The organism is Solibacillus sp. FSL K6-1781 (genome assembly GCF_038630735.1).
In the GTDB taxonomy this organism is placed as follows: domain Bacteria; phylum Bacillota; class Bacilli; order Bacillales_A; family Planococcaceae; genus Solibacillus; species Solibacillus silvestris.
Genome location: NZ_CP152038.1, coordinates 2,012,391 through 2,032,806, shown reverse-complemented (window position 1 = coordinate 2,032,806; position 20,416 = coordinate 2,012,391). Strand labels below are relative to the sequence as shown.

Genomic DNA, 20,416 nt, shown 5'->3' with positions numbered 1-20,416 from the left:
GGAAGCCATATACAGCAGATGTGTATGGCTTTTCTAGTGTCCTCTTTGTAAAAGTTTTAGAAATTTTGTGTAACCGCTCCATAAATAGAGGCTTTCTAAAGCTGGCACGCGGGATCATAAGCAAGGAGCCGGCTCGCATGGAAAATACGATGCAAGCCACAGATTTTAGGTCATTTCCAATCTTACTAGATACAACTGGGGAGATTAGTACAATGTATGGTGCTTTTGCACTTCCAGCGACAATTATAATTGACCGAGAAGGAAACATTGCTCGTGAAATCTAAGGTCCATTGGATGATGCTCTATTATTTGAATATTTAGAGCCACTATTATAAGTTACGAGATAGAAATATCAAAAGGATGTTTGAAGGAGTTATAACTTTCAGACATCCTTTTCAATTTTGATTATTTTATCGAGCACTTCAAAACAAATAATTATTTCCTCTCTTTTTTAATGAATACTTTTTACAGTTTTGTAAATTAAAATTTAGTAGTTGCAAAACCGTGACTAAGAACATAATATAAGTATATTCTTATATAGCTATGGAGGGATGCAAATGGAACTCGATTTAATGGAAAAACAATTAAAGGCAGTTGCAGATGCCAATCGCTTACGAATTTTAGCCTGTCTGAAAAAAGGGGAAGTTTGCGTATGTGATTTTACAGACGTCCTTAATATTTCACAGCCTGCCGTGAGTCAGCATCTACGCAAACTTAAGGAAGCCGGTATTATTACTGAACGCAAGGTAGGGACATGGAAGCATTATCGAATTCAAGAAAATCAAACTTCGTTAATGCGAAATATACTTGCTTCAATTAATGAAGATTCAACATGTGGATGTAAAATTAACAGTGAATGTGTGGAGGGCTAAAAATTGAATATGTTTGTCATTGCGTTACTCATTTTTATTGTAACGCTGGTTTTTGTAATCTGGCAGCCAAAGGGACTGAATATTGGCTGGTCGGCAATGGTTGGCGCAATCGTCGCATTACTTGTTGGTGTTGTTGATTTTAACGATGTCGGCACAGTCATTGATATTACGTGGAATGCCACATTATCGTTTATTGCAATTATATTAATTTCACTTATATTAGATGAAATCGGCTTGTTCGAATGGGCTGCACTACATATGGCACGGGCCGCAAAAGGCAATGGTATCAAAATGTTTGTGTATGTTAGTCTGCTAGGAGCTGTCGTTGCTGCATTATTTGCCAATGATGGAGCTGCTTTGATTTTAACACCCATTGTGTTAGCAATGGTGCGTAATTTACAGTTTAGCGAAAAAATGATTTTCCCGTTTATTATGGCAAGTGGCTTTATTGCAGACACGACAAGTTTACCGTTTGTCGTAAGTAACTTAGTCAACATCGTTTCAGCAGATTTCTTCGATATTGGGTTTGTAGAGTATGCTTCGCGTATGATTATTCCGAACTTGTTCTCGCTAGCGGCAACGATTGTCGTGCTGCTGATTTACTTTAACAAGTCGATTCCACGCGAATACAATGAATCGATGTTAAAAGAACCAAACCTTGCGATTAAAGATATGAAAATGTTTAAACTTTCATGGGTTGTGCTAGCAATTTTAGTTGTTGGCTATTTCTCAAGTGAATTTATTGGCGTACCAGTTTCTCTTGTAGCAGGCGTTATTGCAGTTTTCTTCTTAGTCATGGCACGACAAAGTGCTGTCGTTGATACAAAAGCGGTTGTGAAAGGTGCACCTTGGAATATCGTCTTCTTTTCAATCGGGATGTATGTTGTTGTTTACGGACTTGGCAATGCAGGTTTAACTCCTATGTTAGCTAGTGTAATTGAATGGACAGCAGAGCAAGGATTGTTCGCAGCTACTGTTGGAATGGGCTTTATCGCGGCTTTTCTATCATCTGTCATGAACAATATGCCAACTGTGATGGTCAATGCTTTAGCGATTGCTGAAACGACGACGAATGGTACGTTACGTGAAGCATTAATTTACGCAAACGTGATCGGGTCAGACTTAGGTCCAAAAATTACACCAATCGGATCACTGGCAACACTGGTTTGGTTATATGTACTATCTCAAAAAGGCGTAAAAATTTCTTGGAGTACGTACTTTAAAACGGGGATTGTGTTAACGGTGCCTATTCTTATCTTTACTTTAATTGGACTATATATTACATTACTAATCTTTTAATAAGGGCGGTTTTCAAATGACAAAAAACACACTATATTTCTTATGTACAGGGAATTCATGTCGTTCACAAATGGCAGATGGATGGGCACAAAAGCTATTACCGGAAGATTGGGAAGTGTATTCAGCTGGAATTGAAACGCATGGTGTCAATCCCAATGCGATTAAGGCAATGAATGAAGTAGGAATCGATATTTCTCACCATACTTCGGATTTAATTAACCAAGATATTTTAAACAAAGCAACATTAGTCGTAACACTTTGCGGAGATGCAGCCGATAAGTGTCCAATGACTCCACCAGGTGTACGCCGTGAGCATTGGGGATTCGAAGACCCGGCAAAAGCTACAGGTACAGAGGAAGAGAAATGGGCAGTGTTCCAGCAAGTACGTGATGGTATCGGTGCACGCATTGAGCAGTTCGTAAACGATGAGTTAAAAAAATAGTATAATAAAGAAATCCCCTTGAAATGTTTTCAAGGGGATCCTTTTTTAACAGCAGTTAGAATTGTTATTACTATTTAAATCTAAACTGCAGACACCCGTTTCAGGAAGATTCAGCTCAACTTTACGAGCTGCTTCGAGATCACCTGTTAAGTAAGCGACAATTGATCGAACTTGCTCATAACCAGTTGCCATTAGGAATGTAGGAGCACGTCCATAACTTTTCATACCGACAATATAAAAACCAGATTCAGGATGACGTAATTCTAACTCACCATGAGGACGGACCGTACCGCAGCTATGCTCATTTGGATCAATGAGTGGTGCTAATGCTTCAACACTTTCGACAGTAGAATCAATCGATAATCGGATTTCTTTTAATAATGAGAAGTCTGGTCGGCTTCCTGTATTCGCAATGATTTCATCAACTGCTGGAAGTTGATGTTCGCCAGTTGGGCCATCACCTTTTATGATAATTCCATCAGAAGTTTGTGTAAGCTCTTCGATATAAAATGGAGTAAAGACTTTTATTTTTCCTTCATTAACTAAAGTATGAATGCGACTCCCTAATTCACCTCTAGCAGCAAGCGCATCCTTTTCTTCACCGCCATAAGCTTCTTCTACACGCTTTTTACGTAAAACCCATATAATTTCAACATCTTCAAGTTTTTCTAATTCTAAAATCGTATTAATAGCTGAGTGCCCACCTCCAATAACAGCGACTCGCTTGCCTTTATAGCGATCATTTAATGATTTAACATTCGGAATACCATAAAAGATCTTGTCACCAAGCTTTTGCTCAGCTGAAGTCCAAACATTCTCTGCATGAACAGGATTCGGCGTTGCCCATGTACCCGTAGCATCAATAACAGCACTGGCAAAAATGCGCTCTGTCTTACCGTTTTGTTCTGTATAAAGTACAAATGGTGCAGAATCGCGACTGGCTGATTTCATTTTATCATGATTCTTTTTACTAATGCCGACAACGGTTGTATTAAACGATATAAATGGTTTGATCTCAGGTAAATTTGCTAATGGCTGTAGATACATCGCGCGGATTTCTTGACCTGTTGGTAGAATGGATTCTTCAGGCATAGTCCAACCAGATTTAAGTAGCAATTGTTTAGCAGCTTTATCCACGTTGTATTGCCATGGTGAAAATAGACGAACATGCTGCCAGGATTTTATGTTTTCAGCAACCTCAGATCCCTTTTCAAGAAGGATAAATGCTTCACCAGCTAAAGATAGATGGGCAGCAGCAGCTAAGCCAACTGGACCTGCTCCAATAATAGCAACAGGATATGTTTTATTTAGCTTAATAGATGATTCTTTAGGGAGTGACTCATTTTGTGTACCTTCCGCAGGACTACAGCAAGAATTAATTGACGTTGATACAGGTGCACAACAGCTTGAATTTTGATTTTTAATTAATAACGGTATGTCCATTTATAACTTCCTCCTTAATTACTTGTAGTTTGCAACTATATACTAAATAAAAAAGCAAGAAATCCTTGCTTAGTAAATCGGGGTACAGCATACCGTCGATTTAGACATTGCTTCGTTTAGAAGCTGAATCGAACGAAGTACCGTTTCTTTTTCAAAGTCGTTCATATGTGAGAATACTTCCTCTAAATAGGCATTCATGGATTCATCTATCGTTGTTGCAACAAATTTTCCTTGTGTTGTTAATGATAAAATTGATACACGTTTATCTTGAAGTGAAGGCGTTTTTTTAACCAATTCCATTTTCACTAGTGTTTGAATTTGCCGGCTGAATGTCGTAATATCCATTGCAAGTGTTTCAGAAATTTGTTGCATAGAAGGTGTATGCTGTTTATCAATTTCGTAGAGAATTTGACTTTGAATTGTAGATATTTCAAAGGATCCAACAGAACAGCAATTTTTGTTTAGTAATCCAAATCTTCGTGTTAGTATATGAAAAATTTCACGTTTATTCTCCATTCAATCACCTCTAATTAAAGTAAAACAAAAACATTTGCAAAATGCAACTATTTATTTTATTATTTCAATATTCAGTCACTTGGAGGTTGATATATGTCTATTAAAATACGATTTGTTACATGTGAAGATTGGTTAGACGTAAAGCGAATTTATGAAGCAGGGATCGATACTAAAATAGCTACATTCGAATCGAATGCCCCCGATTCTTATAATGAGTGGTTTGGTGAAGCAAATCCAAATTGTTCATTTGTTGCTTTGGAGGAAAATCATATTTTAGGTTGGTGTAAATTAACGCCTGTTTCAAAACGTAAGGTGTATAAAGGAGTAGGAGAAGTAAGCATTTATATTGCACCAGATGCAATAGGAAAGGGAATTGGACATTTGTTATTGAATCATATGATTACAGCATCTGAAAAGGAGGGATTTTGGACATTAGAATCCAAAATTTTTAATGAAAATATTGCTAGTCTTAATTTACATATTAAAAATGGTTTTCGTGTGGTTGGTGTCCGCGAAAAGATTGCTCAACTCAATGGAGAGTGGAAAGACAATATTTTAATGGAGAGAAGAAGGAGTATTTAGCCGATTATGTTAGATTCGTGAATTCACGGTTAGAAGTTAGTGTATATTTCAGGAAGTGGTTTAAATCCAGCGATTTATTTCAGTGGAAACATGAATGTACTGACTCGATTGTTAGTGTATTTGGTGAAGAAACTGTTATGTATTGAAGGTTAACCTCATGCTAAAAGGAATTTCAAAACACTAATAGCAAGTAGTAAAAAACTTTTTGGGGTTCTTCTTTAAACTGAGTAATGAACATATATTTTTAAGTATTTCCATTACTTGAATTGTACTAATAGATGTTCTGAAAAGTATAAATAAGAGGTGATTCCCTGTACTTTTTAAAAAAAGGTTTGGCGCTAATTACCGGAAGCATTTTTATATCATTGGGTATAAATCTGTTTATAGTGCCACATGAAATATTAGATGGAGGAACAGTAGGAATTGGATTAATAGCAAATTACTTATGGGGTTTTAATACAGGATTAATAGTTATAGTAGTTAGTATTCCTATTTTTATTTTTGCTTGGTTTTTTTATAGAAATTATTTCTATAACAGCTTACATGGTCTGATTCTGTATGCCTTTTTTATCGATTTTCTATCACCATTAAATAAACTAATTGAATTAGAAGCTATATACAGTTCATTACTAGGTGGCATTCTTGTTGGAATTGGAAATGGATTGATGTTAAATTTTCAGACAAGTACGGGAGGCACGGATTTTATTGCCCAGTTTTTATGTGAGAAGACGGGGATAAATGTAGGGATTTATATTTTGTTTATTGATTCCATCATAATAATTATTGGTGGTTTATTATTATCTTCAGAGACGTTTTATCTCTCCGTTATGACTATACTTTCTATTGGTATCACCACGAGTATTATTACAAGTAGATAAGGACATGTTGTCGCTTTTAAATGATGTATAAAGCGAGAAAAAGAGCATGGACGGCAGGACAGGCCAAAGTAGTTGCTATCTATGATCGTGCCTTTTGGAGGGAACGAGGACTTTCTGGATACTTCAGGAGTGGGGTTGGTAGTTGGAAATAGCTGTCCGGAAAGGGCAGTAAGGATTTCTGTTTGCGTTATCAAATATTGTTTGCCATACAATTTTCATATTGTATGGCTTTTATGTGCGTGTTATGATATTCCAAATCTTGTAGGAAGGTTTTTAGAAAGGCAGGCAGGAATATGGTACAAAAAACTCGTGTAGAATCATCAGAAGAACAAACAGCTACACTGAAAAGCTACATTCTTTATCCGGAAAAACAAAAAGCGTTATATAAGCGGACATTACTCGTTGTAAGTGTCTCACAAATTTTTGGTGGGGCAGGATTAGCAGCAGGCGTTACGGTGGGGGCGCTTCTTGCACAGCAAATGCTTGGTACAGAAGCCTATGCCGGACTTCCTACAGCATTATTTACTTTAGGTTCAGCAGGAGCAGCTTTACTCGTCGGGAGACTTTCGCAAGCGTCTGGACGTCGTATAGGTCTGGCTACAGGTTTTATGATTGGTGGGCTTGGGGCAATAGGGGTCATCATTGCAGCTATTATAAATAGCGTTTTGCTGTTATTTCTATCTTTACTTGTTTATGGTTCAGGAACTGCAACTAATTTACAAGCTCGGTATGCAGGTACGGACTTAGCAAATAATAAACAGAGAGCGACTGCTATTAGTCTTACGATGGTTTTTACAACTTTTGGTGCGGTTGCTGGTCCGAATTTAGTAAATGTAATGGGTGATATTGCTCTTTCTATTGGCGTTCCAGCACTTGCTGGACCATTCATTTTAGCAGCAGCTGCATATATCTTAGCAGGAATTGTGCTTTTCGCTATGCTTCGGCCAGATCCATTACTAATAGCAAGATCAATAGAAGCGTCCAACAAAGAAAAACATGAGAAAACACATTCAGCTATTACAGAGCAAGTAGAAAACCGAAGAGGCATAATTGTAGGTGCGACTATTATGGTTCTCACTCAAATTGTAATGGTAGCTATTATGACAATGACACCTGTTCATATGCGGCATCATGGGCATAGCATAGGGGAAGTTGGTATTGTTATTGGTTTTCATATAGGTGCCATGTATCTGCCTTCTCTGGTTACTGGTATCCTTGTTGATAAATTGGGACGTACTGCTATGGCGATTGCTTCTGGAATTACATTACTTCTGGCGGGTTTAACAGCAGCATTTGCACCAGGAGATTCCATGGTTTTCCTGGTGATTGCACTTTCTTTACTCGGATTAGGATGGAATTTTGGGTTGATAAGTGGGACTGCACTTATTGTTGATTCAACTACAACCTCTACAAGGGCTAAAACACAAGGCACATTGGATGTTTTCGTGGCGTTGTCAGGAGCTGCTGGTGGAGCCTTGTCGGGAGTGATTATGGCAGGATCAAGTTATCTAACTTTATCATTTATTGGGGGGATTCTCTCTTTATTATTAATTCCGGTTATGATATGGTCTCGTAGTGCCAAAAACTAGAAAGGTTAAATTACTAACACTTTATTTTGGGTATATCTTTGTGAAGTAGAGTCCTCTAAATTCATAATAAAGGATTATAAATCTTTATACATATTCAAAAAAACATGTTTATACAAGTAGGGGGTGAACAGTTTTGTTGACGGGATTAAGTTTCCACGGGCGCTACGTTCTACCCCAACTCCGTTATAATAAGACCTAAAAGAAAAAGGTCAACCAGAACAATCTGGCTAACCTCATATTACGATCGGGCGCTATTGTGGAACAACACTCTGAGGAAATAATCGATCTTTTTTTATAAAAGTCTCATACTAACTAAAATGAAAACCGCCATTTTGATTATCTTTTTTCAAAATGGCGGTTTTGGCTATATTGCTAAATAAGGACACAAAACAATAATAAATTAATTTCCTGCATAATTTCTCCATATTTATTACTTATACTAACATTAGCTATTACTAAATAAAATAATGAATACGGTTTTATGAAAGGATTAGTGAAAATATTTTATTACCCAAATAAACCCATTTCTTGCATTTGGAACTGGGCTTTTGTCTTTTATTTCTCCATGTTCACTACTTCTTTATCCGGCATTTTTATCTTATATTACATGAATCTCCTTTAACGAACTCAAAGAAGAAAAGGGCATATTAAATCGCAAAGCATTATTACATACATTATCTTTTTTATTAGGTTTTTCTGTAATTTTTATGGCTTTAAGATTTTCAACTTCTATTATTGGAACACTTTTCATTCAGTATCAAGATTTACTAAGACAAATCGGCGCAATGATTATTGTTATTTTTGGTTTAGTAATTCTCGGATTTTCAAATTTGATTTTCTTCAATCGGAAAAGAAGTTTTTATTTAAATCACGCCCAAAGGGATATTTAGGCACCATCATTATCGGTATGGGGTTTGCTCAGGTTGGACACCATGTTCTGGACAAATTAGGCAGGAGTTATTGCTTTAGGGATATCGGATCCAAATAGAGGTATATGGTATATGTTATTTTATGTACTAGGTTTTTCGATTCCATTTTTACTAATGTCTCTATTTATAGGGAAAATGAAGTTTTTCAAAAACATAGTGACGTTTTTATGAAGATAGATGGCATTATTATGATTATAATGGGAATTTTATTGTACTCTGATTGGATGACAATAATTATTGCGTTATTAACGCCATTTTGGGGGATTAAGTTAGCTAACAATCTATTTATATTTTAAGACGTTTTATGTGAGGAGAGCAAAATAAAATGAATAAAATTTCTACAAAATTGGCGGTTTGTTTTTTCATAGCGGTGCTAATAATGGAATCGCTTTTGATGTATTACCTTCATCAAAATATGATTAGTAATAGGGTGGAAGAAGAGTTCTCGTTATTATTGGCAAATGGTGCAAATCATCGCGACGTTCTTATTGAAAATTATTCAGATACAACGATAAAACATATTGTGTTAATGGAAAAAAATGAAAAGCGTGAAGTGATGATAATAGATAGTACAGGTAGTATTATTGGCAGTTCAGATAACTCCTATATGTTACAAGAAGAGTATCAACTATCTGTAGACGATTTTAATGGTGAAAAAGATAACATTGTAGTTTCGGATTGGAGAAGTCTACCTTACATAGTTAGCGTACATCCATACATAGTGGATCAAAATCGATCAGGCGTTGTCTTAATGTTTCAAAGTACAAAATCAATCAATCAAATGGTTGATGACATGAACTTGCATTTTGTTATAGCTGGAATTATAGGATTAATCGTTTTATTTATTATATATGCGTTACTATCTAAAATTCTAACTCGACCGTTAATCCGAATGAAAGAAGCAACTGAGAAATTAAGTAAAGGTGATTTTGAGGTGAATTTACCGAATTTAGGGAGTGATGAACTAGGTGACTTATCGAATTCCATTCACAAGTTAGCAAAGGATTTAAAACGATTAAAGAATGAGAGAAATGAGTTCCTTGCTTCTATTGCTCATGAATTAAATACACCACTAACATATTTGATTGGATACTCGAAAGTTGCAAAAAGAGAAAATTTGAGTGATAAGGATCAGAAATATTACTTAGAAATTATTGGTGAAGAATCAAATCGAATGAAAGAATTAATGAAAAACTTATTAGATTTGGCACGAATGGATGAAAACTCCTTCACCATTTCCAAAGAACATTTTTTGGCCAAACCATTTCTGGAGAATATTTATAAGTTCGTAGCCCCTTCATTTGAAATAAAAAAAATCAAACTTAATCTTGTTTGTGAAAGCAATTTACACATTTATGCTGACGCTCTTAGATTAGAACAAATAATACTAAATTTATTAGATAATGCTTTAAAATATTCCAACGAAAATTCAGAGGTCTGTTTAAAAGCATATGAAAAGGATGGAAATACAGTTATTTCTGTTATTGATACTGGTATTGGGATTCCATCAAACGAAATAGAATTTATATTTGAGAAATTATATCGAGTTGAGAAATCAAGGTCACGTGCGTACGGAGGCTCAGGAATCGGTCTAGCTGTTGTGAAAGAGTTAGTAGATGCACTTGGAGGAACCATCGAGGTCGAAAGCAAATTAGGACAGGGTAGTACGTTTAAAATCACGATATAAAAGGAGAAAGAATAAATGCAAACGGTTCTTTTAGTAGATGATGAACAAAGAATGTTAAATCTGGTTGAATTATTTCTGGTTCCACACGGATTTAAATGTCTAAAAGAAAAAAATGGGGAAAATGCTTTAGAAACACTTGGAAATGAAAAAGTAAATTTGGTTATTTTAGATGTAATGATGCCTGAAATGGATGGATGGGAAGTTTGTAAAAAGATACGTGAATTCTCACAAGTCCCTATAATTATGCTAACCGCAAGATCAGATAAACTGAACTTAGTAAAGGGATTAAATATCGGCGCTGATGATTATCTCACAAAGCCATTTGATGAAAGAGAATTGGTTGCCAGGGTAAACGCGATTTTACGAAGAGTTCCAATAGTAGATGAGTGTAATCGTGATAATGTAGTTTATAACGAATTCTATTTAGACACGGAGAAATATTCCTTGTATTACGAAAATTCGACAGCTCAACTTACATCGAAAGAATTTTTTATTGTGAAGGCGCTGATGTCTAGACCTTCTAAAGTTTATGTTCGGGAAGAATTGCTCAATGCGGCTTGGGATTATGAAACAGAAACGGATATTCGAACAGTTGATTCCCATATTCGCAATTTAAGAGAAAAGTTGAAGAAAGCAGGTTTTCCTACTAATGAATTTCTAAAGACTGTCTGGGGAATCGGTTATAAATGGAATTAATTTAATTAAAACCAAGAGGTGTAAAGTAAAATGAAATTAAAAATGCTTATTAGTACTATTTTTTCAGTTGTTCTAATGACAGCTTGTAGTGAAGAAAATAAGAATGAGGAAAACAGTTCTATAAAAAATGAAAGTAGAGAAATTAAGGAATTAGTTCAAGACTATAGTGCCCGAAATGTTACAGCTGAGTCCGCTTCTATAACATCTAAACAATTATTAGTAAAAGAAATCGATGGAAATGAGAAAGTATATGACCTTCCTAAAGATGAATTTTTTGTTTCAATTGCCCCTTACATAAACGAAACACATCCTTGCGAAAATCACAGTTTAACGGGATGTCAGGGTGAAATGGTAAGTGAACAGTTTGATGTATACATTGAGGATGCCAAAGGTAATGTCCTAGTTGATGACACATTAAAAACAGAAGAGAATGGATTTATTGACTTATGGTTACCCCGTGAACAATCATTCAATATAAAAATTGAGCATCAAGGAAAAGCCATTGAATCTGAATTTTCTACATATGAAAATGACGGTACTTGTATCACAACAATGAAATTGATTTAGGGATTTTGAGATAGAGCAGGTAAGGTAGGAAATTTTCAATCTATAGATAAAGGTCTAATTGGGGCACAGTAGCTTTCAATAAGTAACTAGAGAAGGTGATAATAAAATGTATAAATTTTTGTCTCAAATAAGTCAAATAATCAGTAATCCAGTTTCTGCTTTTTTACATTCATTTGATCATTCTCCATTTTTTATAGCCATTCTTCTAGGGTTAATTGGCGCGGTAGCACCCTGTCAACTTACCGGAAATATCAGCGCAATAACCCTTTATGGAAATCGAACGATTCAAATAAACAACAGTTGGGGAGTAATCACATCTTTCATTATTGGGAAAGTGATGGTTTATAGTGTCATTGGATTTTTAGCCTGGTTTTTTGGTCAATCATTTGAAACAAAAATAACGGAGTACTTTCCATTATTCCGTAAAATAATTGGTCCCTTATTAATTATTACTGGATTTGTACTATTAGGGTTTTTAAAGTTTCAATTTTTAAGTAGCTTTAATTTTCATATTCCAGAAAGTTTAAAAAAGGGAAAAGTAAGCTCATTCCTTTTAGGTGCAAGTTTTGCAATTGCATTTTGTCCTACAATGTTTGTCCTCTTTTTCGTTTGGCTAATGCCTACGGTAGCATCTACATCTTATGGATTAGTGCTCCCTGCAATATTTGGAATCGCAACATCGATTCCTCTTATGCTGATTTTAGGGTTAATATGGTTTTTTGATGTAAAAGGCTTAATCATGAAAAAAAGTATGAAGGCAGGAAGAGTCATACAAAGGATTGCTGGAATTGTGCTAATTTTCATTGGCATCCTTGACACCCTCACATATTGGGTATGATTATAACACCGGCAATAGGTGTAGCAGTTATGTCATGAGTACGATTATTTGTGCAATAAATGCACAGCTTTTAAAGATTAATAATAAGTAAAAATAGTAAATAAAAAATTGCCTAAGAATTCGAATTCTTAGGCTTTTTAATATTATTTTTTTATGTCCAGTTTAGTAGCAAAAATTAAAGGTGAGTGAATATAATAAAAAAATATGTAATTATTTATTCAAATCTAATAAAAGTGAGTTGAGGTAAGTGTGTATTTCTAGTAATTTTGTTGAACTGCAGGCTTATAGAATATGTGAAGAAATGAAAAACCAATCAATGTACAAAATGATGAAGTTAGAGCTTTCTGATGATAGTATTATTGAACCTCAGAATCTTGAAAGCTTTGGAGATGGAAGAGCATTGATTACAAAAGCAATTTTTGAAGATACTGAGGGGAAATCCTATTCAGTAAATATTAATCATAATGGTTTAAGATTTGCTATGGGGGAATTAACATATAAAGAATATAGAAAAATGGAAAAAAATGAAGACCTAATGGCACTTGGTTTTTTAGCATTATTAATAGGTTTAATAATAACTATTATGTATAGTTTGTTACTATTCTTAAGATAAATCTGTTTAGCAATGTGGCATAACTCAATTATGTGGGGATATTTAAAAGTTTTAGGTTTAAAACCAAATATATAAATGATTTGGTAATCCCCTCTAAAAGGGGCGCATTAATTATTGCGCTATTTTTCTACACATTTTCGAACTTCACGGAAAATTTCTGCACATTCTTGTCAATGGCCGTTAATCTCCATATTTCCTCCATATTTATTTGTTACAGTAATTGTAATGAAACACAAGGAGGAAATATCATGAAGTTTAATTTTTTAGTTATTACTTTACTAATTAGTAGTGTTATTATTGCAGGCTGTAGTGCAGCTAGTTCTGAATCTGGTGAGCATGAAGCAATGGATCATTCAAACATGACAAACATGGAGGGTATGGACCATTCGAACATGACCGATGAGGAAATGGAAGAAATGAATATGGAAAACGGTCATGCAAGTCATACAAACCTTGTTGCACTAAATAATTCGACCGGGGAAAATGAGTTAGCCATCCCACAATTAATTGAACCGAAAGATGGAGTTGTTACTATTAATGCTCAACAAGGTACAACAGAATTTTTTAAGGGAGTTCAATCTCAAACATTTGGATACAATGGGTCATTTTTAGGTCCGGTTATTCGTGTTAATGAAGGAGAAACGGTAATATTTAGAACAAAAAACGAATTAGCTGAACCAACAACATTTCATTGGCATGGTGTAGATATATCAGGTGAAGGCGATGGTGGTCCACATCAGCTTTTAGGACCAGGAGCAATGGAAGACGTGAAGTTTACTGTTCGTCAAGGTGCATCAACACTTTGGTTCCATCCTCATCCAGAAGGTTCTACAGCTGAACAAGTATATAAAGGTCTAGCAGGACTAATCTATGTTGAAGATAATAATTCTAAAAATCTAAACTTACCAAAAGAATATGGGGTAAACGATTTTCCATTAGTATTTCAAGATAGAGAGTTCACTGTCGAAAAACAGTTTGATTATCAAGCAGTACGAAATGATGATGGTACAATCGGTGATACTTTATTAGTTAATGGTACGATAAATCCAAAACTGACAATAGGAAAAGAAAAAGTGAGACTTCGTTTATTAAACGGAGCGAATGCACGAAATTATACATTTAAATTAAATACAGGTGATAAATTCCAACAAATAGCAAGTGATGGTGGCTTCTTAAATAGCCCTATTGAGATGAGTGAAATTACATTAGCACCTGGTGAGCGAGCGGAAATTATTGTGGATTTTTCAAAATACGATACTGAAAGTGATATTGCACTTTTGAATGAAGATGATGCAATACTATTACCATTTATTATTGATGAGCAAAAAAAAAATCCGCTAGAAATTTCAACAAGTTTAAATGATTTCGCGGTGACAGATAAAGAAAGAAATTTATCCGTTACGAAAAAACTAGAACTTTTCGGGATGGGGAAAATGGTTTATATTAATGGTAAACAATTTGATATGAACCGAATTGATTTTTCGCAGAAGCAAGGTGAAACAGAAATTTGGGAAATTTACAATAAACCAGATGCGATGGGTGGCATGATTCATCCGTTTCATATTCATGGTACTCAATTTAAAGTTGTTTCAATTGATGGAAATGAGCCACCTGTAAACTTGCAGGGATGGAAGGACACAATTTCAATTGAAGCTGGTCAAACAGTTAAATTAGCCGTGAAATTTAATAATAAAGGTATATACATGTTCCATTGCCATATTCTCGAACATGAAGAAAACGGAATGATGGGACAAGTAGAAGTAATCTAGTTTCTAGACTGCTAATTAAATAAAAGATAATTAAAAAACACCCTCAAGTAATAGTTGGGATTTACTTGAGGGTGTTTTTAACTACTTAATTTAATTAATAAATATAGCAAGGGAAGGGTCTAAATGTCTCCTAAATTAACAGAAGATAAGAACAAAAGAAAGGGGAAGAATAAAACAATATTATTTCTTTATATAGCGGTCCTTCTTTTTATTATCTGGGCAATAGCTACTATTTGGTTGGCCTACAAACTTAATAATAAAAATAATGAGGAAAAAGAAGTTATAAATAGTGCTTTAAATAAAAAAAATCCTACTATTAATTTTAATTCAGAAGAGGATAAGACTTTTGAAAACACGGATAGAGATGACTTAAAACCACCTATGGAAACAGTATTAAAAGACAGAACTCTTCGATTAAAAAATATTGAGGGGATTTTTGGAAATATGAAATCACCTAAAGAAATTTCGGCTATCCACTCTACTTTTGGTAAAGAAGTTGTTTATATTTATCATTCCCATAGTAGGGAATCCTTTTTGCCCTATCTAAAAGATACAATCAGACCAGAAGAAGCTTATCATTCAGTAGCAAACATAACATTGGTTGGAAAAATGCTTGGGCGAGCAATGGATCAAAGGGGAGTAGGAACGAAAGTTGAGACTGTAGATATTGTACAACTTTTGAATTCTAGGAAATTAGATTACACCAGCTCTTACAATGTTTCAAGGGAGCTAGTGCAACTATCACAAAATGAAAATAAAGACCTTGAATACTTTATAGATATTCACCGTGATTCATTACGAAAAGAGAATACAACGATTGAAATAAATAGAACAAAATATGCTAATCTACTTTTTGTAGTTGGAACTGGCCATGCAGAATTTGAAAAGAATCTTCAGTTTGCGAATAATTTACATACACTATTAGAGAATAGATATCCATCGTTGTCAAAAGGCATTCTTCAAAAAAGTAGCAGTCAGGGAAATGGAATTTATAATCAAGATCTTTCCCCTAACTCATTAATTATAGAAATTGGGGGAGTAGATAATACGGTAGAAGAACTTCATAGATCAACGGAAGCTCTTGCTGAAGTGTTAAGTGATTATTATTGGGAAGAAAATTTGGAATCTCGATGAATTAAAATTAGCTGCATTTTTTATTGTGGTATTTTTTGCCTTTGACCTCCGTACTGCAAATGCAAGTGTCTCAATGGAATGAATCATACAGATAAATAAAGCAATGATAATAAGCTGTGTTGTAATAACAGGTGTTTTTCCTTAGTAGGGGATAGGAAACCCCCTCCTTAATGTACCTAATTCAAAGATACTTGGATCAAGACCGGCAAATGCGACTAGTTTCTTAGGGTGATTAAACCTTTCAATTTCCCCAATTTCAGATATAATCGTGGCAGCGATTTTTTCTCCGATACCAGGAATTGATTGGATAATCTTCGATTCTTCAATACTTTTGGCCAAAGCATCTATCTCATTTTCAAGTAGGGATAGGTGTTTTTTGTATTCAAAGATCATGTTAATATACATATCTAAACTTAGGGCAAGGCTAGAATATAAAGCCTGTTGAAATGGATTTTGAGTTGCTGCAGTCATAGCTTTTCAGCCTGTTGATTTGCCCATTGTAGAGAACGAGAATTACAGAATTCTTTTATTTTAATTGTTAATACTTCGTTATTGGCTCTTAGTATGTCTTCTGAGATAGGAAAAGTCTGTAGTATTTTTAAAGAAACATTCGAATATAAGTCGCCAAAAACTTTGCTATATTCAGGGAAAACTTGATCTAAAACTTCCTGAAATTGTAATTTAGTTTGTACAAACATGCCTGTAATATTATCGTGCTGTCTCGTAAGATGACGTAAGTTCGCTAGTTGAAAACCACGCTTTTTATAAGGCTCTAAATCCTCCTTATAATACAGCTCGCAGAGATGAGTGGATTTACGATAATGATTAAATAACCTTTGTCTTCAAAATATTGAACAACTGGTGTGTGATAATGGCCTGTAGACTCCATAACTAGGGGAGGGCGCTCTCCTGAAATATCTTCTACTTCTTTAATAAAATCTAATAAACTAGCTAACCCATCAAGATCATGTTTTACTTTAAAGCCTTTCTTGTAGGGCTTCTTTCTTTCCAAATAAGCTTGAACCTGACTTTCACCTTAGCTACATCCAGGCCAATGACTGGATTCATTATAATTCCTCCTTCAAAATGATAATTGCCGGTAACCCCTAAAACCTCTTTGTAGTGTCATAGCTTCGCTTGTTATACGAGATCACTGTCCCAACCAGTCTCAAACATGTTTCTACAAGTAGGGGGTGAACTGTTTTGCGGACGAGGTCTTAGCCCCACGGGCGCGAACGTTCTACCTCGGCTACCGTTATCATATATCGATATAAAAAATGGTCAACCAGAAATATTTTCTGGCTGACCTAATAATACAATCGGGCGCGATTCTTCAATAAGAAGATCGCGTTTTTCCGTTAGAGGGCCAAATTGCTGTATAAGTAAGTAGCCCTTATTTAAACAAAAAGACAGTAGATAAAATCGAAATCTTCGACATGTCTACCGTCTAAAGGGGACAAATAACTTTCGGCATTTTCACTATCAACTGCTGGTTACGAATTTTTTAACTTCCGAAGCCTTATCACCGTTTAATAAATGCGTCACACCGTATACATCACCTTTTCCCTTATGATTAATGGCAACGTCTAAATCATTCATAATTTGCTTCATGTACTCGAATGCTTTATGCGTATTTTCATCTGTAGGTGCCCATTGATTAACTAAATCTGTTGATTCTACTGCTTCCCCATTAGGGCCTAAATGTACCGTGCGGGCAAATTGCTTATTAGATATATAACTTGTTAAAAGGAACAAATTTATATAATCTTCTTTCAATTCTTCATATGCTCTAATTAAATGAACAGGGGATTCATCATTGACTACTTGTGACTTCAAGTAATACTCGAAACCTTCATCGTTACCCGCTTTTATCAATTTTGGGTCGTTCATCGGTTTGGAAAGTAATACGTTCATCTTTGAAACCCATTCTCCGATTTCAGCATGATAAATTTGGGATTCAGATGCTTCTACAATACCGCTATTTTTTGCTTCATCTTTGTAACTTGAATATTTAAGGACCCCACTGAGTGTAACCATAGATATAACGACAATAGCAGAACCAAATAAAATTTTTGTTTTCATGCACAAACTCCTTTCCCTAATAAATTTAATATAATCAAGAACCGCAAGACAAAATTCAATTTCTCTTAATTAGACTGATCGCTGCTGTTTTATCCAACTTCTCAATTTCTATGTCATTGGTGGAAAAGTTATAATCCACACTCTGGATAAATTTTTCAAATACCATAGCTATTGAGACATGGTTATCAACACTCCAAACAATATTGTATTTTCCCTTATGGTTAGATTCTCTAAAAATTTCAAGCTCTATTTTTTTAGTATTTCTAGTCCTTCCATTTTCCTTAAAGTAAATTTTAATTGTACCGGAGTCTGTTATCCAATTACCGACTTTATTAATAATTACTTCTTTATCATCATCAGGGGACTTACTTTCAATTATTAAGCTCTCTTCAAAATAGATCCAATAAATTAAAAAAAATAATATAACCAAGAAACCAAAACCCAATACTTTAACGGTCTGTTTTTTTACAGCTCTAATTTCTTCTTGAATTGATTTCTCATTATTTAAGTTATTCATTTAGAACCCCCTTACTTATAAATGTTACCATAAAAATTCAGTTGTTTTACAGTTTATCCCTTTTTCAAGCACTACATTTAAAAATAATCTGCTACTAGTGAAGGGTACTTTAGAATTCATAGGAGGCCGAAATTATATTCAAGTTGTTCAATAATCTGGCGCTTTTCTTGAATAGAAAAAGGGCATTATTTAATTAAAGGGCGATTTGAAGGAATCAAATTTAAAATGAATTTGGATATTTATGTTAATGTTAAGATGAAATGTACTTATACTAACGGACAGGTATGTTTATCAAGAATCGACAAATAATATTTAAAGTTTTGTTAAATAAGGGGGAGAAACCATGAAATTAGATGGCTCTATAGCAATAGTAACTGGTGCAAGCCATAACAAAGGAATTGGAACCGCTGTTTGTCGTAAGTTAGCAAAAGACGGTGCAGATATATTTTTTACACATTGGGGTTCAAATGTGGATTGGGCAGTAAATTTTCAAAACGAAATAATAGGAGAATACGGAGTTAGATGTGGCAACTTAGAAATAGACTTATCTGAACCAAACTCTCCCTTTAAATTACTGGAAAGGGTTGCTTACCAATTGGGCATACCGACAATATTAGTTAATAATGCCGCACACTCCACCAGAGATGGATATATGAAATTAGATGCAAAAACACTTGATGATCATTATGCGGTAAATATGAGAGCAACTTTTATACTGAGTGTTGAATTTGCTCGTCGCTTAAAGCAGCAAAATAAATTGAAGGGCAGAATTATCAATATGACTTCTGGACAAGCACTTGGACCGATGACTGGTGAATTAGCTTATGTTGCAACAAAAGGCGCTATATCAGCTTTCACACTTTCTTTATCGGCGGAATTGGCACCATTAGGCATTACGGTAAACGCAATAAATCCAGGGCCTACCGATACAGGCTGGATGACAGATGAGATAAAAACACATTTAACAAGTAAGTTCTTATCGGGGAGAGTTGGATTACCTGAAGATGCAGCCCGGTTAGTATCTTTCCTTGCCAGTGAAGAGGCACAATGGATTACAGGACAAATAATTAACTCAGAAGGAGGTTTTTTAAGAGCTTAGATTGGGGGAGCCAGTTGAATTAGCGTATTAAATCCAAAACATTGGAAACATCACTCTATTAATTTATCTTGTCTCAATGCAAAATACAAAGGGAATATAATTTTGAGTAAAGAACTTAAATAAAAGTAAAAATAAAACAGCGAAGGAAATTTAATTTAAATGAATAAATATGATAACTTGATTCTTCAAATTAAAGAGGGGTACGAAAAACATAATAAAACAAGACCCTATATCATTGCTTTAGATGGCTTATCTGTTGCTGGCAAAACAACACTTGTAAGTCAGCTCAAAGGGATTCTGAAAAATTTGGTAATTATTCATATCGATGACTTTATTGTTGAAAGAGACAAGCGATATGATACAGGGCAGGAACAATGGTTTGAATACTATCAATTACAATGGGATACCGAATATTTAAAAGAACACCTCTATCAAAAAATACAACAAAACGTTTCGCCTTTTAAATTGCCTTTTTATCAAAAGCAAGAGGATACTCATGTCATCAAAACCATTAATTTATCAAGCAATAGCATTGTAATAATTGAAGGCATCTTTCTTTTACGAGACGAATGGAAAAATTTTTATGATTACATCGTTTTCTTAGATTGCCCTAAAGAAATAAGATACGAGCGTGTACTTCTACGTGATACATATATTGGAGATTTAGAAGCAAGGTTAAAGAAATATAACGAACGATATTGGATAGCAGAAGAATACTATTTGATAAAGCAAAAACCTTTTGAACTAGCTGATTATATTCAAAAATTTATCTAAATTCCTATTCAAAGTTATTCAGCAATTCAGAAAAATAATGGCTGCACTATATGTAAACAAAGTGGCATCATAAAAAAGTAAAAATGAAAT

General features: G+C 34.6%; 20 protein-coding genes and 2 pseudogenes. 17 read left to right on the top strand and 5 right to left on the bottom strand.

Annotated features, from left to right (window positions below; translation table 11 throughout):
• Positions 1-20: 20 nt before the first annotated feature.
• The 4 genes from MHH37_RS10035 (at position 21) to arsC (ending at position 2,613) form a co-directional block, all read left to right on the top strand.
• A complete protein-coding gene (locus MHH37_RS10035; RefSeq protein WP_342576157.1) occupies positions 21-284 on the top strand; it encodes a redoxin domain-containing protein in 264 nt (87 codons plus the stop codon).
• A 273-nt stretch (positions 285-557) separates the two neighbouring features.
• A complete protein-coding gene (locus tag MHH37_RS10030) occupies positions 558-872 on the top strand; it encodes a metalloregulator ArsR/SmtB family transcription factor (protein WP_065215958.1) in 315 nt (104 codons plus the stop codon).
• A 3-nt stretch (positions 873-875) separates the two neighbouring features.
• A complete protein-coding gene (locus MHH37_RS10025) occupies positions 876-2,171 on the top strand; it encodes an arsenic transporter (protein ID WP_342576156.1) in 1,296 nt (431 codons plus the stop codon).
• A gap of 16 nt (positions 2,172-2,187) precedes the next feature.
• The gene (gene arsC / locus MHH37_RS10020; protein ID WP_342576155.1) at positions 2,188-2,613 is read left to right on the top strand and encodes an arsenate reductase (thioredoxin); all 426 of its coding nucleotides are present in this window, start codon (positions 2,188-2,190) and stop codon (positions 2,611-2,613) included.
• A 45-nt stretch (positions 2,614-2,658) separates the two neighbouring features.
• Here the strand turns inward: arsC and MHH37_RS10015 are convergent, their stop codons facing one another.
• Both MHH37_RS10015 and MHH37_RS10010 read right to left on the bottom strand, forming a co-directional pair.
• Positions 2,659-4,056, bottom strand: coding sequence for an NAD(P)-binding domain-containing protein (locus MHH37_RS10015; protein WP_342576154.1), 1,398 nt, complete (start codon positions 4,054-4,056; stop codon positions 2,659-2,661).
• 69 nt (positions 4,057-4,125) lie between these two features.
• Positions 4,126-4,572, bottom strand: coding sequence for a MarR family winged helix-turn-helix transcriptional regulator (locus MHH37_RS10010; RefSeq protein WP_014823860.1), 447 nt, complete (start codon positions 4,570-4,572; stop codon positions 4,126-4,128).
• A 93-nt stretch (positions 4,573-4,665) separates the two neighbouring features.
• Here MHH37_RS10010 and MHH37_RS10005 point away from each other — a divergent pair, with 93 nt between their 5' ends.
• The 11 genes and pseudogenes from MHH37_RS10005 to MHH37_RS09955 all read left to right on the top strand — a co-directional run bounded on the left by MHH37_RS10005 (position 4,666) and on the right by MHH37_RS09955 (position 15,854).
• Entirely contained in the window at positions 4,666-5,154 is a 489-nt protein-coding gene (locus MHH37_RS10005) for an N-acetyltransferase family protein (RefSeq protein WP_342576152.1), read from the top strand.
• Between the two features lie 311 nt (positions 5,155-5,465).
• Positions 5,466-6,032: a YitT family protein gene (locus tag MHH37_RS10000; RefSeq protein WP_342576243.1), complete on the top strand. Its 567-nt coding sequence runs from the start codon at positions 5,466-5,468 to the stop codon at positions 6,030-6,032.
• A 293-nt stretch (positions 6,033-6,325) separates the two neighbouring features.
• Positions 6,326-7,621, top strand: coding sequence for an MFS transporter (locus tag MHH37_RS09995; RefSeq protein ID WP_342576151.1), 1,296 nt, complete (start codon positions 6,326-6,328; stop codon positions 7,619-7,621).
• A gap of 548 nt (positions 7,622-8,169) precedes the next feature.
• Positions 8,170-8,721 (top strand): annotated as a pseudogene (locus MHH37_RS09990) (cytochrome c biogenesis protein CcdA).
• A gap of 154 nt (positions 8,722-8,875) precedes the next feature.
• On the top strand, positions 8,876-10,237 hold the full coding sequence (locus tag MHH37_RS09985; protein ID WP_342576150.1) for an ATP-binding protein: 1,362 nt from the start codon (positions 8,876-8,878) through the stop codon (positions 10,235-10,237).
• Between the two features lie 15 nt (positions 10,238-10,252).
• Positions 10,253-10,933 (top strand): response regulator transcription factor, encoded by a 681-nt coding sequence (locus MHH37_RS09980; protein WP_342576149.1) that lies wholly within the window; start codon positions 10,253-10,255, stop codon positions 10,931-10,933.
• Between the two features lie 30 nt (positions 10,934-10,963).
• Positions 10,964-11,500 carry a CueP family metal-binding protein gene (locus MHH37_RS09975; protein WP_008407201.1) on the top strand — a complete coding sequence of 179 codons (537 nt, stop codon included), beginning with the start codon at positions 10,964-10,966 and terminating at the stop codon, positions 11,498-11,500.
• A gap of 106 nt (positions 11,501-11,606) precedes the next feature.
• The gene (locus tag MHH37_RS09970; RefSeq protein WP_342576147.1) at positions 11,607-12,338 is read left to right on the top strand and encodes a sulfite exporter TauE/SafE family protein; all 732 of its coding nucleotides are present in this window, start codon (positions 11,607-11,609) and stop codon (positions 12,336-12,338) included.
• Positions 12,339-12,639: 301 nt separating this feature from the next.
• Positions 12,640-12,951, top strand: a complete 312-nt coding sequence (locus MHH37_RS09965; protein ID WP_342576145.1) for a hypothetical protein — start codon at positions 12,640-12,642, stop codon at positions 12,949-12,951.
• Positions 12,952-13,199: 248 nt separating this feature from the next.
• Complete coding sequence (locus MHH37_RS09960) at positions 13,200-14,720, top strand: multicopper oxidase domain-containing protein (RefSeq protein WP_342576144.1); 1,521 nt, start codon at positions 13,200-13,202, stop codon at positions 14,718-14,720.
• Positions 14,721-14,843: 123 nt separating this feature from the next.
• On the top strand, positions 14,844-15,854 hold the full coding sequence (locus tag MHH37_RS09955) for a stage II sporulation protein P (protein WP_342576143.1): 1,011 nt from the start codon (positions 14,844-14,846) through the stop codon (positions 15,852-15,854).
• A 186-nt stretch (positions 15,855-16,040) separates the two neighbouring features.
• On the opposite strand, the pseudogene MHH37_RS09950 reads toward MHH37_RS09955, so the two are convergent.
• From MHH37_RS09950 to MHH37_RS09940, 3 genes and pseudogenes are all read right to left on the bottom strand, one after another.
• A pseudogene (locus tag MHH37_RS09950) lies at positions 16,041-16,922 on the bottom strand (transposase); the annotation flags it as partial.
• Between the two features lie 414 nt (positions 16,923-17,336).
• Positions 17,337-17,936, bottom strand: coding sequence for a hypothetical protein (locus MHH37_RS09945; protein WP_342576142.1), 600 nt, complete (start codon positions 17,934-17,936; stop codon positions 17,337-17,339).
• 55 nt (positions 17,937-17,991) lie between these two features.
• Positions 17,992-18,453 (bottom strand): hypothetical protein, encoded by a 462-nt coding sequence (locus tag MHH37_RS09940; protein ID WP_342576141.1) that lies wholly within the window; start codon positions 18,451-18,453, stop codon positions 17,992-17,994.
• 343 nt (positions 18,454-18,796) lie between these two features.
• Between MHH37_RS09940 and MHH37_RS09935 the strand changes: the two genes are divergently transcribed.
• Complete coding sequence (locus tag MHH37_RS09935; RefSeq protein ID WP_014823867.1) at positions 18,797-19,552, top strand: SDR family oxidoreductase; 756 nt, start codon at positions 18,797-18,799, stop codon at positions 19,550-19,552.
• Positions 19,553-19,711: 159 nt separating this feature from the next.
• Complete coding sequence (locus MHH37_RS09930) at positions 19,712-20,326, top strand: kinase (RefSeq protein WP_342576139.1); 615 nt, start codon at positions 19,712-19,714, stop codon at positions 20,324-20,326.
• The last annotated feature ends 90 nt before the right edge of the window (positions 20,327-20,416 follow it).